Consider the following 11,965-nt stretch of genomic DNA (forward strand, 5'->3'; position numbering starts at 1 on the left):
CGAGATAAGGATCGACCGTCGTGGTCGCGGGTTCGCTCACTGGTTCTGTCCCTGGCCCTTGCTCGGGATAACGTCAGGATCGGAAGGCCTGTTGCCTGAATCCGGCCCACCCGGCGGGTTGGTCCCCTTTGCGTAGCTGCCGCTGTCGCCCGCCGGCGCAGCGGTCGGCGTCGCCGTAGCGCCAGCCTTCTGCACCTGATCGGCCGTTGCGGGCGTATAGGCCCCCTTGGCCTGAGGCAACGCGCCACCCTTTTCGTCGCCCGGCAGCACGTAAGCGCCACCTTCCCATGGGCTCATGAAATCAAAGTTGCGGAAATCCTGCTGCAGGCTGACCGGCTGGTACACGACCCGTTTGTCTTCCTCAGAATAGCGCATTTCGACATAACCCGTCATCGGGAAGTCCTTGCGCAACGGGTGTCCGCTGAAACCATAGTCCGTCAGGATGCGGCGAAGATCCCGATTGCCGACGAATACCACGCCGAACAGGTCGAAAACCTCGCGCTCCAACCACCCCGCAACCGGCCACAGGTCGGTGACGGATGGCACAGGCTGTTCATCATCGGTCGTCAGGTGCACGTGCACGCGATGGTTGCGGGTCAGCGACAAGAGGCAGTAAACCACCTCAAACCGCTCCGGTCGCTCGGGATAGTCGACCCCGGCGATCTCCATCAACTGCTGGTACTCAAGGCCCGGCGTGTCGCGCAGCAACCGCAAAGCCTCGGCGACCTGATCGCGCTTCACCCACAGCTGCACCTCGCCAACCCGGGCGAAGACGTCGTCAAGCGCGTCGCCCAGGGTCGCCCGGGCGAGCTCCATCGTCTCGTCGTTGAGATCCGCCGCCCAGGCCGGCGCGGGCGCCCTCATCGCTCGATGCTCCCGGACCTGCGGATCTTACGCTGGAGCTGCATGATGCCATACAGCAGCGCTTCCGCAGTCGGCGGGCAGCCCGGGACATAGATGTCGACCGGCACCACACGGTCGCAACCGCGAACCACGGAATAGCTGTAATGGTAGTAGCCGCCACCATTGGCGCAGCTGCCCATCGAAATGACGTACTTGGGCTCCGACATCTGGTCGTAGACCTTGCGGAGAGCCGGCGCCATCTTGTTGCACAGCGTGCCCGCCACGATCATCACGTCCGACTGGCGCGGGGACGCACGAGGCGCGGCGCCGAAGCGCTCCAGGTCGTAACGGGGCATGTTGACGTGGATCATCTCAACCGCGCAGCAAGCGAGGCCAAACGTCATCCACCACAGCGAGCCCGTACGAGCCCACTGGAACAGGTCCTCGGTCGACGTAACCAGGAATCCCTTGTCGGTCAGCTCGCCGTTGAGACTGTCAAAGAAGCCCTGGTCCGGCTGGACCAGCGCCTGACCCTGATCGGGCCGCGGCTTCAACTCAACCGGACCGGAGTGCATCTCTACTCCCAATCCAACGCTCCCTTCTTCCATGCATAAACGAGCCCGAGCGCGAGCTCGCCAATGAACACCATCATTGCGATCCAGGCGGTCCAGCCGGCAGTGAAAACGCTGACTGCCCAGGGATATAGGAACGCTGCCTCCAGATCGAAGACGATGAACAGGATGGCTACGAGATAAAAGCGCACGTCGAACTGGCTGCGCGGATCCTCGAACGCAGGGAACCCGCATTCATACTCGCTCAGCTTTTCCGCGGTCGGCTTGTTGGCCCCCGTCAGGCGAGCGACCACGATCGGCAGAAAGACGAACGCCGACGATAGCATCAGGGCAACGCCCAGAAACAGAAGGATCGGCAGATATTGCGACAGATCGACCAAGATGGTTCTCGCATGTGCGAACAGAGCCCGGCCGCTTTAGGCTCGGGAGCGGTACCGGGCAAGGTCGCTGACCTATGAGAATCATTCGCAGGAAGCCTGGATCATCCGTCGCGTCCACCTCCCCCTAACCCTTTCGCCTTATCCAGGGAGAATGGCCGCGCTCCGCCCCCTTTCCCGCCAGATCGCCAACACGATCCTCCTCGGATTGGTAACGCTCGCGATCACGGCGGCGACACAGGGCCTTTCGCCCAGCCTGATCGAGCCCGATGAGGGTGGCCATTATGTGAACGCCCTGTTCCTGGGCGACTGGATTCGCGCTGGCTTCCCTTCGCCCATGGCGTGGGCGCGCGACTATTACGCCCACTTCCCACGTCTTTCGATCGGACACTGGCCGCCGGCCTGGTACATGGTCGAGGCACCGTTCTTTGCCCTGTTCCGGCCGACTCCGTACACCGCCGCAATCATTTCCGCCCTGCTTGCCGGCCTGCCGGGCGTCGCCGTGCTGTGGGCGGGTGAACGCATCGGCAAGCGCGGGTGGGGCCTCCTACTGGCAATCACCTATGCCCTGCTGCCGGTGACGCTGGAGGGCGCCCGATACATTCTGCTCGACCAGCCGCTCGCGCTCGTGGTGGCACTTGCCGTGATCGCATGGCAGCGCGCGGCGGAAAAGGGCGGCTGGGCCCGGTTCATCACCTTCGCCCTTCTCGCCGCGGCCTGCCCGTTGGTGAAGGGCAATGGCGCGCTCATCGCCCTGGTGCCTCCCATCCACATCGCGCTGACGGGCCGTTCGAACCTGCTGCGACGGCCCGAGCTTTGGGCCGCAGCAGGGGTAACGCTGGCGCTGGTCGCACCCTGGTACTGGCTGTCGTTCAAGATCTCGGCCGAGGGTTTCAACTATGCGCCCGGGCTGGCTTACGCCGGGCTGGCGCTGATCGAGAACGCGCGAACGATCCTGGCCAATGTCGGGTTGGCAGGTGTTGCGCTGGCCGGGGTGGGTGCGGCCTCACTGTTCAGGCCTCGCTCCGAACCGGAGCGTGACACAGCAAGATTGTCGTTGGCCGTGATCCTCGCGACGCTGATCTTCCAGTCGGCAGTCCCAGCCTCGCTGGTCGGCCGCTACCTTTCGCCCTTGCTACCCTGGCTCGTCATCCTGGCGGGCCTCGGCCTTCTCCGCATCGCGCGCTGGCGACCTGCCGGTTCGGCCGCCGCTGCTGTGATTGGCGGACTCGCCCTGCTGCCCGGATTGCAAGCCGTCGCAGCCCTCAACCCAAAGCCCGAGATCGGCGCGCCAGCACTGGCGGAAGCGATCACCGCGAAGGGAGGACTTTACCTTGTGGATGGCCGCTCGGGCGGTGAAGGAGCCCTGATCGCAGCCGCCGCACACGCCGATAATGGCCGTCGGCGGGTGTGGATCGCGCGTGCGTCGCAATGGCTGTCGCAAAGCGACTTCATGGGCCGGGGCTATCGCTTGACGGTCAGCAATCCGGCCGAAACCCGCGCCGTACTGGACCGCCTCGGCGCGGCGGGCGCTGTGTCGATCGCTGTGAACGGCCACCTGGCTTACCCCCATAGTCGCCTGTTGCTGGAGGCCATCGGCGTCCCAAGCTTCGAAGGGATCCGGCAACCCTTCCGGCTTGGGTCGGGCAAGGTCATCCTCGCCCGACGCCGCACCTGGGTCATGCCGAACGTATCGCTTCTCGCAAGCGATCCGATCTCGGCCAAGGCCGGGAAGATGGCCCGGGCGCTAGAATGACGCTTAGCGGAGGGCGCCCGCTACCAGCTTGTGCAGCTTTGAATGAAGCGCGTCGTTCGCAGCCAGGAACTCGCTGCGGTCCATCGGCCGGTCGCCGCCGCGGAAGTCAGTGACATAACCGCCAGCTTCCCGCACCAGCAGCACGCCCGCGGCCGCATCCCACGGCTTCAGGTCCGATTCCCAATAGCCATCGAACCGGCCCGCCGCGACCCAGGCGAGGTCGAGCGCTGCCGCCCCGAACCGCCGAATGCCAGCGACTTCGGGTGCGACCGCGTTGAAGATTCGGCCCCACTGGTTGAAGTTGCCGTGACCCAGAAACGGAATGCCCGTCGCGATCACGCTGTCCGCCAGGTCACGCCGCGACGACACGCGCAGCCGCTGGTCCTGCAGCCAGGCGCCCCGCCCCTTCTCCGCCCAGAAGCTCTCATCGGTCGCCGGCTGATGTATCAGCGCCGTAGTGATCTCCCGCTTGCCCGACGGCAGCGGCTCTTCCACCGCGATCGAAATAGCAAAATGCGGCATGCCGTGGAGGAAGTTGGTGGTGCCATCGAGCGGATCGATGATGAAGCGCGGCTTGTTGGGGTCGCCCGCAACCTCTCCACGCTCTTCCATCAGGAAACCCCAGTCCGGCCGCGCCCGGGACAGTTCCTCGAACAGCGTCTGCTCGGTGCGCTGGTCGGCCATGGACACGAAGTCGGCCGGCCCCTTGCGGCTGACCTGCAGGTTCTGCACCTCGTTGAAATCGCGGCGCAGCCGCGACGCAGCCTTGCGCGCCGCGCGCTCGATGATGGTGAACAGGCCGGAATGGGAGGGCATTTCAGTTCCTTCTCCCTCCCCTTCACGGATAGAGGGTCGGGCAAGATTGGGATCGCCTGGGACAGGGGCGACCCCAGCGGTCAATCCAGGCGCGCCAGCGACGAACCGCCGACGCGCCTGGCACAAATAATAATCAGTCCGCGCGGCGGACGTAGGTCTGCTCATACACATCTACAACGATGCGCGTGCCGGCGGCGATGTGCGGCGGCACCATGACGCGAACGCCGTTGTCTAGCATCGCCGGCTTGTAGGAGGAGGAGGCGGTCTGCCCCTTCACCACGGCATCGGCCTCGACGATGGTCGCTTCGATCGTGTCGGGCAGCTGCACGCTGATGGCTTCCTCGTCATAAAGCTCCATCACGACGTCCATGCCGTCCTGAAGGAACGCCGCGGCGTCGCCCAGCAGGTCGCGCGGCAGGCTCACCTGGTCGTAGGTGTCCTTGTCCATGAACACCAGGCTGTCGCCATCAGCGAACAGGAACTGGAAATCCTTGGTGTCGAGCCGGACGCGCTCCACCGTTTCCGCCGAGCGGAAGCGGACATTGTTCTTGCGGCCGTCACGCAGGTTCTTCAGCTCCACCTGCATATAAGCGCCGCCCTTGCCGGGCTGGGTGTGCTGGATCTTCACGGCGCGCCAGATGCCGCCTTCATACTCGATGATGTTGCCGGGACGAATGTCCACGCCGCTGATCTTCATGGCCGTAACCTGCTGATGGGCCGCTGCGCCGGCCGTGCCCCCGCTCTGCGCCCATCGGCCTTGCCGAAAAAGAACAGCCCGTCGACACGCCCGGGGCGAACGGAAGTGAAAGAACGTCGCGCGTCTAGCGGGACGCCACGCGTGGGGCAAGCAGCGGAAAGGGGTCGACGTCCTCACCCTGCCACCAGCGCTGTCCCGGTTGCATACGCTGGACGCCGAAATGGAGGTGGTAATTACCTGCGCCCGCGTCGCCCGTGTCGCCAACAAAGCCTAATGGCTGCCCGGCCGAGACCTGCTGTCCCTCTGCGATGCCCGGCGCATACCCGGCCAGGTGAGCGTAGTAATAAACCGTGCTGCCATCGGCGGAGCGCAGATAAAGCGTCGTGCCGCCCAGCCCGCTCTGGAATAATTTTTCAACCCGGCCCGGCGCCGTCGCGAGAACGGGCGTCATCCGGGGCGCCATGATGTCGAGCCCATGATGTGCCCGCTGACCCCCTTCCCGCGGATCGCCCCAATTGCGCTGGAGACTCTCCCGAGCGACCCCGGCCACCGGCACGACCAGGTCGCCACCTGCAGCGTCAGAGCGCACCGTTGTCGCCGGATCGGCACTCGGACGACCCAGTGGCAAGGAGCCGCCAAAACGGGTGAGTGACGCAAAGCCGGCGAACAGCAGCACGATGATCCCAAGGACGATCCAGCCGACCCTGGTCACTTGGCCACTCCATTCACCTCACGCGCAGCCGTGTCTGTTGGCCCGGACGCCGGCTCAGCCGAGTTGAGGGCAGTCGGCAGAGCCGGCGCGGCCGACGCCGGCGCGGGCCCGCCGAACCTGGTCAGCGCCAGGAATCCGCCCACCAGCAGAACCACGAAAAGCGCGATGATCCAGCCGAGCCTGCTCACGGCGTCAGGCCTGGAAGACCACTGGCACGCCCGGCTTCACCATCAGCGACAGCCGTGCGGCATTCCAGTTCGCCAGGCGCACACAGCCATGGCTGGTCGTGCGTCCAATCGTCCGCGGCTCGGGCGTTCCGTGGATGCCGTAATGCTCCTTGGTCAGGTCGAACCAGACCACCCCGACCGGCCCATTCGGCCCGGCCGGCAACATGGCGGGATCGTCGCTCTTCTTGGCGTCCCAGAACAGGTCCGGGTTGAAGTGGAACTTGGGATTATAGTCGACCACTGTCACCTTCCAGCTACCAAGCGGCAGCGGGTCGTGCTCGCTTCCCGTCGTGACCTGGAACTGCGCCACGAGCTTGCCCGCCTTGTCCAGCACGCGGAGCACACCGTCCGACTTGTCGACCACGATCTTGGCGCCCTGCGGCTGGTTCGAATCGACGTTCAGCGTGTTCAGTGTCGCCCGCCAATCGGGGCGCAGCTTTGGATCGTAGTTGCGGGCCCCTGGTAGTGCGTTGGGAAAGTTGACGCGCGTCCCAAGGGTCAGCCTGGTGCCAGGAGCGTTCATCTCCTGCAGCACCTCGGGCGTAGTGTGGAACATCTCCGCCAGCTTCTCGACCGGGGCCCGGTAATAAAGGCCGGGAAGTTTGGCCTGCTGGTCCTCGTCCTTCGGGATGTTGGGCGCGTATGGCCCCGCGAGCATATCCTGTGTCAGCGCAATGGTCTTTACGGGCCGCAACTGGCGATACGGATAAAGAGCGCGAAGCAGGGTCTGGTCGACCTTGCCGGTGATCGGCATGCCCCGGCTTTCCTGAAAGCCCTTGATCGCGGCGGTGAGTGAAATGCCCTCACGCCCGTCGAGGATTCCCGGAGAGAATCCCAGGTGATCGAGGATGACCTGCACATGCAGCAGCGACAGGTCGAGTGGCGGCTTGCCGGGTGTGGCCGTCGGGGAGGAACTGTTCGACGTCTGCGGCTGAGGCTGGGCGATTGCTCCGGTCATCATTGCCGCTGTTGCCGCCGTCGACGCCAGGATACCTGCCAAAACCGTTTTCGTCATAACTGCCCTTCCGTCACTGTTACGCTGACGACATAACCGACGTGACCGGCCATGGTTTCCGAGCCGGTGCCGCGTGACGCGTTCCAGGCGAGTCCATCGGGGCCTGACGTACCCGCCCTTTTTCCCGGGCTAGCCATCCTCGCAGCCGGAAGAGCCCCCGCTCTGCAGCCGCCCACAAAGTCGGCGCTCGCCTGCGGCGTCCGATCAGTTCTGGTAGCGGCACTGGTCTCGTTCCTAGTCGGCGCGGCGGCGCTGCCGTCAGCCTGAGCCGTCATCGCCGGCCTTGTCTACTCCGTCTGGGCGGCTGCTACAGCGCCGGCTCTGTCGCGGCGATGCCTTCGCTGCGTCGCGCCTGGGCTTTGGGACTACCCTGAAGATAGCCCCCTCAAGCCAGCTCGCGACGGCCATTGTGCGTGACCAGCCCGGGCTGGAACTCAAGGCAAGGCCAGTAACAGTATCTCCCTGCCGGGTGCAGCGTCGGTCCTTGCGGGTGTGGTGCTGGTCCGCCGTTAACCGAGCAGGTCCGCAAAATTCCGCACCGCCGCAGCCTCATCGCCGTTCCAAACCGCCCCGCTTACCGCCAGGAAGTCCGCGCCCGCCGCCACCAGAGGGGCCGCGTTGGCGGGCGTGATGCCGCCAATCGCGACGCAGGGCAGCTCGAACACCGTTGACCACCAGGACAGGATGACCGGATCGGCGCGATGGCTCACCTCTTTGGTCGTGGTTGGGTAGAAACCGCCGAACGCGACATAGTCGGCGCCTGCCTCCCCCGCTTCCATCGCCAAGTGCCGGCTGTCGTGACAGGTCACGCCAATCTGGGCGTTCGGGCCGAGCGCCGTCCGCGCCTCCCGGGGGTCTCCATCATCCTGGCCCAGATGCACGCCATCCGCACCCAGCCGCTTGGCCAGCGAGATCGAGTCGTTGACGATAAAGGCGACCTCGCGATCCGCGCAGACGCGCTGCAACGGCTCCGCCAGCCGTGCGGCGTCATGCTGGCCAACGTCCTTTACCCGGAACTGAAACGCCGCGACGGGCCCGGCATCGAGTGCGCGCGCCAGCCGCTCAGGGAAGCCGCCGCCCACGTCCAGGGGCGACACGAGATACAGCTGGCACGGCGGCCGGCGCACATCGCGCGTGAAGTTGGCGGCGAAGTCTGGATCCATCGGTCCAAGCGGGTCATCGGTCATCCCCGCCGGTTAGCGCTCCAAGCTTCGCCGCGAAAGCACTTGCTTTCAGGCAGGGTCCACGGCCTTGTGGACCGAAGCCTGATAGATCTCCTCGATCGCCTCGCTCAGCGCCCGATCGAAGGCATCCTCGCCCATGTCGACGTGCAAGTCCTCCAGCAAGGCACGGCTGAAGCTCGCAATCACGCCGCGGTTGCGGGCCAGCTCGGCGCAGGCCTCGGCGCGGTGATAGCCACCAGACAGAGCCACGACGTGCAGCACGCGCGGATGGTCGACCAGCGTGTCGTATAGACCCGGGGTTTCGGGCAGCGACAGCTTGAGCATGACCTGGTCGTCGCCGGTCAACCCGTCCAAGGCCTCGTGCAGGCCGTCGCGCAGCAGGACGTCCGCCGCCCCGCGCTCCGGGCTCTTGATGTTGACTTCGGGCTCGATGATCGGGACGAGGCCGTGGGCCAGGACCTCTCGCGCGACCTCGAACTGCTGGCGCACGATTGCGTCGATGCCGTTCTTGTTGGCAAGGTTGACGACCGAACGTTCCTTGGTCCCGAACACGCCCAACCCGCGCGCCCGGTCGAGCAAGTCGCCCAGTCCGGGTATCGGCTTCATCAACTGAACGCCGTCTGCCTCCGGTTGCAGGCCCTTGTCGATTTTCAGGAACGGCACCACCCCGCGATCGTGCAGTGCATGGGGCACCGGCTTGCCGGCAGCCTGGCCGTCCAGGGTGCGCTCAAACAGAATCGCGCCCACCACCTTGTCACCCGTGAATGAGGGTGAGGTGATAATCCGGGCGCGCATCTGGTGGATCAGCGCATACATCTCCTCGTCGGTCGACCAGGAGCCCTCTGCAATGCCATAGCCTTCCAGCGCCTTGGGGGTCGATCCGCCGCTCTGGTCGAGCGCGGCGATGAAGCCCCGCCCGTCGGCGATCCTGGCGGTCATGGCAGCCTTGTCCATCATCTCTCCCCCGTATCGTTATACTAACCGATCAACGCGTCAGCGCGGCCACTCCTGGCAACTCACGCCCTTCCATCCATTCCAGGAAGGCACCACCCGCGGTGGATACGAAGGTAAACTGGTCTGCGACACCCGCCTGGTTGAGTGCTGCCACCGTGTCGCCACCGCCAGCGACCGACACCAGGCTACCATCACCTGTCAGCGCTGCCGCCGTGCGTGCGAGTGCGACGGTTGCCGTGTCGAAGGGCGGCGTCTCAAACGCGCCCAGCGGCCCGTTCCACACCAGCGTACGGCAGTTCTTCAGCACATCGCCAAGCGACTCGACCGCGGCCGGACCGACGTCAAGGATCATCTCATCCGGCGCGACCTCATGCACGTTGACAGTGCGGACCGGCGGGTTCGCGCGAAACTCGGTCGCGACAACGACGTCGTAAGGAAGGTGCACGGTACAGCCGGCCCGGTCGGCCGCTTCCATGATCTCGTCCGCGGTACCAGTCAGGTCATGCTCGCACAGTGACTTGCCGACATTGACGCCGCGCGCCGCAAGAAAGGTGTTGGCCATACCCCCGCCGATGATCAGGTGATCGACGCGCGCGACAAGGTGCTTCAGCACGTCGAGCTTGGTGGACACCTTTGCCCCGCCAACCACCGCCGCGACCGGATGCTGGGGACTGCCCAGCGCCTTGTCCAGCGCGTCGAGTTCCGCCTCCATGGCTCGGCCCGCAAAAGCCGGCAGGCGGTGGGCAAGCCCCTCGGTCGAGGCGTGTGCGCGATGCGCGGCGGAGAAGGCGTCGTTGACGTATAGGTTCCCCAGCGCAGCGAAACGCTCGACAACGGCGGGATCGTTCTTTTCCTCGCCGCCGAAGAAGCGCGTGTTCTCCAGCACGGCAATGTCGCCCGGCTGCAAGGTCGCGACTGCGGCCGTGTCGCCCTCCCAATCGATGTAGCGGACCGGCCGGCCGAGCACCGTCTCATACGCCTTGGTCACCAACGCCAACGAGAATTCCGGGCTCGGCACCTTGGGTCGGCCGAAATGGGCCAGCACCAGCACGATCGCACCCCGGTCGGATAATTCGGTCACGGTCGGGATGGTCGCGCGCAGCCGCGTGTCGTCGGTAACGGCCCCGTCCGCCATCGGCACATTCAGGTCCTCCCTGACCAGCACGCGCTTGCCCGTGACGTCACCCATGTCGTCCAGCGTCTTGAACGGTTTGCTCATGGTATCTCGATCCTGATCAGGTCGCCGACCGCGATACGGCCGCCTTGTTTCACTCGTGTGCACGCGCCCGCGCGCCAGTCCGGCATCAACGCCGCGAACAGGCCGGGGATGATCCGGTCCATGCGATGGCACGGGTCGCATTCCACCGTTACTTCCAGCACGACATCGGCGCCCACGCGTATCAGCGCGCCAGGGACTTGTGGCAGATCGAGATGGTCGACCAGCAGGTTAACCCGCCGCTCCTGCCAGGGAAGCGAATGGCCCAACTCCCGCATGGCGGCGTCCCAATCGCCACGCTCCATCAGCGTGACCTGCCGCCTGCCCTTGCCGCCCGGCTTTACCGCCCCGCGAAAGTCGCCCGTGATCCCGGCCTCGACCGTCACTGTCGCCTCCGTCAGCACCTCCATCGGTGCCTTCGGGTAAGCGTGGCGCGCGATACCGGCGAGAACGCCCGTCAGCGTGTCGCCGAGCGGGGCCTCGCCGGTCAGGAGCCGGGACGGCGCGTTCACCGCGTCAGAGGAACTTTGCCATCGCGGTGGCGGTGTCCACCATGCGGTTGGAGAAGCCCCATTCATTGTCGTACCAGCTGACCACGCGGACCAGCTTGCCGTCGATTACCGCGGTTTCCAGGCTGTCGACCGTGGACGAGGCCGGCGTGTGCTGGATGTCGATCGAGACCAGCGGCTCGTCCGTATATTCGAGCACACCCTGCAAGGGACCGCTCTCCGCCGCCGCCTTCAGGATCGCGTTCACCTCGTCCCGCGTCGTGTCGCGCCCTGGCTGGAAGGTCAGGTCGACCAGGCTGCCGTCCGGCACCGGCACGCGCACCGCCGACCCGTCGAGCTTGCCCTTCAGCTCCGGCAGCACCTCGCCAACCGCGCGGGCAGCGCCGGTGGTGGTGGGGATGATGCTCATTGCCGCCGCGCGCGCACGGCGCAGGTCGGGATGGATTTGGTCCAGGATCTTCTGGTCGTTGGTGTAAGCGTGGATCGTGGTCATCAGACCACGCTCAATGCCGATGCTGTCGTTCAGCACCTTGGCGACTGGCGCCAGGCAGTTGGTGGTGCAGCTCGCGTTCGACACGATGGTGTGCTCGGCGGTCAGCTTGTCATGATTGACGCCGTATACGACGGTCAGGTCCACCTTCTTGCCCGGCGCGGAGATCAGCACCTTCTTCGCGCCGGCATCCAGGTGCTTCTGGCAGCTGTCGCGATCGGTGAAGAAGCCGGTGCACTCAAGCACCAGGTCTACGCCCAGCTCGCGGTGCGGCAGGTTGGCGGGATCGCGCTCGGCAGTGACGCGGATGCGCTTGCCATCGATGACCAGGTCATTGCCCTCGGCCGTCACGGAGCCTGGCCATATGCCGTGGATGCTGTCGCGCTTGAAAAGCCAGGCGTTCGACTTGGCATCGGCCAGGTCGTTGATCGTCACCAGCTCCAGCGTTTCATCGCCGCGCTCCAGCATCGCGCGCGCGACCAGGCGACCGATACGCCCGAAGCCATTGATCGCAACCTTGACCGTCATCGCCTGCTCGCTCCCGAAGTGAGGTTGGGAGGCCTTTGACGGCCCGCAGCGGGGCCTGTCAACCATTCC

The 11,965-nt window shown here is 65.5% G+C and carries 14 protein-coding genes; 1 reads left to right on the forward strand and 13 read right to left on the reverse strand.

Translation table 11 applies throughout. From position 1 onward, the window contains the following. Positions 1-36: 36 nt before the first annotated feature. The 3 genes from FHS94_RS03930 to ndhC are packed head-to-tail and all read right to left on the reverse strand — an operon-like array spanning position 37 to position 1,795. On the reverse strand, positions 37-864 hold the full coding sequence (locus tag FHS94_RS03930; protein ID WP_184054884.1) for an NADH-quinone oxidoreductase subunit C: 828 nt from the start codon (positions 862-864) through the stop codon (positions 37-39). After that, positions 861-1,430 (reverse strand): NuoB/complex I 20 kDa subunit family protein, encoded by a 570-nt coding sequence (locus FHS94_RS03935; protein ID WP_425506158.1) that lies wholly within the window; start codon positions 1,428-1,430, stop codon positions 861-863. Before FHS94_RS03935 ends, FHS94_RS03930 begins: the two co-directional genes overlap by 4 nt. Continuing rightward, complete coding sequence (gene ndhC, locus FHS94_RS03940) at positions 1,421-1,795, reverse strand: NADH-quinone oxidoreductase subunit A (protein ID WP_184054888.1); 375 nt, start codon at positions 1,793-1,795, stop codon at positions 1,421-1,423. The genes FHS94_RS03935 and ndhC overlap by 10 nt, the downstream gene beginning before the upstream one ends. A 151-nt stretch (positions 1,796-1,946) precedes the next feature. On the opposite strand from ndhC, the gene FHS94_RS03945 reads away from it, so the two are divergent. Next, a complete protein-coding gene (locus FHS94_RS03945; protein ID WP_184054890.1) occupies positions 1,947-3,548 on the forward strand; it encodes a glycosyltransferase family 39 protein in 1,602 nt (533 codons plus the stop codon). Positions 3,549-3,551: 3 nt separating this feature from the next. On the opposite strand, the gene FHS94_RS03950 is transcribed toward FHS94_RS03945, so the two are convergent. The 10 genes from FHS94_RS03950 to gap form a co-directional block, all read right to left on the reverse strand. Then, positions 3,552-4,364 (reverse strand): inositol monophosphatase family protein, encoded by an 813-nt coding sequence (locus FHS94_RS03950; protein WP_184054892.1) that lies wholly within the window; start codon positions 4,362-4,364, stop codon positions 3,552-3,554. A 133-nt stretch (positions 4,365-4,497) separates the two neighbouring features. Then, positions 4,498-5,061, reverse strand: a complete 564-nt coding sequence (gene efp / locus FHS94_RS03955) for an elongation factor P (RefSeq protein WP_184054894.1) — start codon at positions 5,059-5,061, stop codon at positions 4,498-4,500. 124 nt (positions 5,062-5,185) lie between these two features. Continuing rightward, entirely contained in the window at positions 5,186-5,773 is a 588-nt protein-coding gene (locus tag FHS94_RS03960; RefSeq protein WP_184054896.1) for a peptidoglycan DD-metalloendopeptidase family protein, read from the reverse strand. After that, a complete protein-coding gene (locus tag FHS94_RS03965) occupies positions 5,770-5,961 on the reverse strand; it encodes a hypothetical protein (protein ID WP_184054898.1) in 192 nt (63 codons plus the stop codon). Before FHS94_RS03965 ends, FHS94_RS03960 begins: the two co-directional genes overlap by 4 nt. A gap of 4 nt (positions 5,962-5,965) precedes the next feature. Next, positions 5,966-7,015, reverse strand: coding sequence for a L,D-transpeptidase family protein (locus FHS94_RS03970; RefSeq protein WP_246348339.1), 1,050 nt, complete (start codon positions 7,013-7,015; stop codon positions 5,966-5,968). A 509-nt stretch (positions 7,016-7,524) separates the two neighbouring features. After that, on the reverse strand, positions 7,525-8,202 hold the full coding sequence (thiE, locus tag FHS94_RS03980; RefSeq protein ID WP_184054902.1) for a thiamine phosphate synthase: 678 nt from the start codon (positions 8,200-8,202) through the stop codon (positions 7,525-7,527). Positions 8,203-8,247: 45 nt separating this feature from the next. Next, positions 8,248-9,153, reverse strand: coding sequence for a fructose bisphosphate aldolase (locus FHS94_RS03985; RefSeq protein WP_425506155.1), 906 nt, complete (start codon positions 9,151-9,153; stop codon positions 8,248-8,250). A 31-nt stretch (positions 9,154-9,184) separates the two neighbouring features. Further along, positions 9,185-10,372 (reverse strand): phosphoglycerate kinase, encoded by a 1,188-nt coding sequence (locus FHS94_RS03990; protein WP_184054906.1) that lies wholly within the window; start codon positions 10,370-10,372, stop codon positions 9,185-9,187. Continuing rightward, the gene (locus FHS94_RS03995) at positions 10,369-10,779 is read right to left on the reverse strand and encodes an MOSC domain-containing protein (RefSeq protein ID WP_184055284.1); all 411 of its coding nucleotides are present in this window, start codon (positions 10,777-10,779) and stop codon (positions 10,369-10,371) included. Before FHS94_RS03995 ends, FHS94_RS03990 begins: the two co-directional genes overlap by 4 nt. Before the next feature lie 106 nt (positions 10,780-10,885). Further along, positions 10,886-11,896 (reverse strand): type I glyceraldehyde-3-phosphate dehydrogenase, encoded by a 1,011-nt coding sequence (gap, locus tag FHS94_RS04000; protein WP_184054908.1) that lies wholly within the window; start codon positions 11,894-11,896, stop codon positions 10,886-10,888. Between the last annotated feature and the right edge of the window lie 69 nt (positions 11,897-11,965).

The organism is Sphingomonas aerophila, assembly GCF_014199305.1.
Classification (GTDB): domain Bacteria; phylum Pseudomonadota; class Alphaproteobacteria; order Sphingomonadales; family Sphingomonadaceae; genus Sphingomonas; species Sphingomonas aerophila.

What these genes read in the sequence shown, in the direction of transcription:
- FHS94_RS03930 (WP_184054884.1), bottom strand. Translation starts at nt 864, where the DNA reads ATGAGGGCGCCCGCGCCGGCCTGGGCGGCGGATCTCAACGACGAGACG.
- FHS94_RS03945 (WP_184054890.1), top strand. Translation starts at nt 1,947, where the DNA reads ATGGCCGCGCTCCGCCCCCTTTCCCGCCAGATCGCCAACACGATCCTC.
- FHS94_RS03950 (WP_184054892.1), bottom strand. Translation starts at nt 4,364, where the DNA reads ATGCCCTCCCATTCCGGCCTGTTCACCATCATCGAGCGCGCGGCGCGC.
- efp (WP_184054894.1), bottom strand. Translation starts at nt 5,061, where the DNA reads ATGAAGATCAGCGGCGTGGACATTCGTCCCGGCAACATCATCGAGTAT.
- FHS94_RS03970 (WP_246348339.1), bottom strand. Translation starts at nt 7,015, where the DNA reads ATGACGAAAACGGTTTTGGCAGGTATCCTGGCGTCGACGGCGGCAACA.
- thiE (WP_184054902.1), bottom strand. Translation starts at nt 8,202, where the DNA reads ATGACCGATGACCCGCTTGGACCGATGGATCCAGACTTCGCCGCCAAC.
- FHS94_RS03985 (WP_425506155.1), bottom strand. Translation starts at nt 9,153, where the DNA reads ATGGACAAGGCTGCCATGACCGCCAGGATCGCCGACGGGCGGGGCTTC.
- FHS94_RS03990 (WP_184054906.1), bottom strand. Translation starts at nt 10,372, where the DNA reads ATGAGCAAACCGTTCAAGACGCTGGACGACATGGGTGACGTCACGGGC.
- FHS94_RS03995 (WP_184055284.1), bottom strand. Translation starts at nt 10,779, where the DNA reads ATGGAGGTGCTGACGGAGGCGACAGTGACGGTCGAGGCCGGGATCACG.
- gap (WP_184054908.1), bottom strand. Translation starts at nt 11,896, where the DNA reads ATGACGGTCAAGGTTGCGATCAATGGCTTCGGGCGTATCGGTCGCCTG.